The sequence below is a fragment of the Microcystis sp. M53603_WE2 genome (assembly GCF_030065435.1).
On the sequence record NZ_JASJFF010001264.1, the window covers coordinates 1 to 1220 of the forward strand.

Consider the following 1220-nt stretch of genomic DNA (forward strand, 5'->3'; position numbering starts at 1 on the left):
ACTCGCGTTAATTCTTCTTGATTTTGGATGGGGAGCTACAGGGCAAAAGCGTTTTGTATTCTGTATTCCTTGCTACATTCTGAATTTGGAATTGCTGGCGCATCTTAACAATCCTTGACAAAATGAACTTTATGTGAGTTGCTTACCCAGAGGTACATTCAGGCATATTTGAGGAGAATTTGCCATCTCAATTGTTAAGCAAAAATCGACCCAATGTTAAGATTTCGTAACTATTCTGATTGACTGGTATCACTTGAAATGCCCACACAGCAAGCAGATCACAAAAGGGGCTAATTGTCAATAGCGTTTGAGATGCGCTCACCCTGGTATTAAATGTAAAATACTTGGATAAAACGTCAAGGTAGTTATGCAGACAAAGAACTCGTATTTTTTAGATTTAACTCCTCTAAGAGAATTGATGCTTTCCAGAACCTTCTGGTTCAGTCTCAGCATCGTATTCTCTATTTTGTACAGTATCTTATTCTTACAAATCGCTTTCGGTAGCGAGTACAGTATTCAGGATGACGCACGCCGTATTATCGTTTGGATGATGCGCTTCTCTGATTCAGAGCTTTTTCCCGATGATTTCCTGATGAACTATTATCAATGGTTGACTCCTTCGGGTCTCGCGAGTCTTTATAAATTGATGTCAATGGTGGGGATAAACGCCATAGTTTTTAATAAGCTCGTACCGATCGCCCTAGGTTTAATATCTACCATTTATTGCTATCGAGTCTCCCTACAAATTCTGCCCGTACCTTTGGCTGGATTTATCTCTACACTATTTCTCAATCAAAATCTGTGGTTAAAAGATGATTTAGGTTCCGGTACCCCAAGAGGCTTTTTATACCCTCTTTTTCTGGCCTTTATCTATTACTTACTTCGCTCTTCCACGATTCCTTGTTTACTCTCTTTAATTTTACTGGCTTTCTTTTACCCTCCTTCGGTTCTGGTTGCTTCTGGAGTCTTAGTTCTCCGTCTCTTCTCCTGGAATAACCAAAGATTGCGTTTGACTACAGACCGAAAAGAGATTGTTTTTTGTATAGTCAGCTTGCTGGTTGTATTTTTAATCTTACTGACATAAGTACCTAGGCAAAATTAATTACATACTCGCCTCCAAAATTGTCCAGCACTTTTTTAACGTAAGCGAGGAGGCTCTTTCGGTCTTTATAGGCGCTAAATTCAATCCATTCATATTTTAAAAATCTCCATAATATTTC

1 protein-coding gene and 1 pseudogene are annotated in these 1220 nt (G+C 38.8%); one reads left to right on the forward strand and one right to left on the reverse strand.

What is annotated here, in order from left to right:
- Positions 1-418 precede the first annotated feature (418 nt).
- Complete coding sequence (locus PX481_RS26545; protein ID WP_288096925.1) at positions 419-1084, forward strand: hypothetical protein; 666 nt, start codon at positions 419-421, stop codon at positions 1082-1084.
- Positions 1085-1088: 4 nt separating this feature from the next.
- Here the strand turns inward: PX481_RS26545 and PX481_RS26550 are convergent.
- A pseudogene (locus PX481_RS26550) lies at positions 1089-1220 on the reverse strand (IS630-like element ISMae24 family transposase); the annotation flags it as partial.

Bases quoted from the DNA above. Each gene is read 5' to 3' on its own strand.
- PX481_RS26545 (WP_288096925.1), top strand. From the start codon at position 419: ATGCTTTCCAGAACCTTCTGGTTCAGTCTCAGCATCGTATTCTCTATT.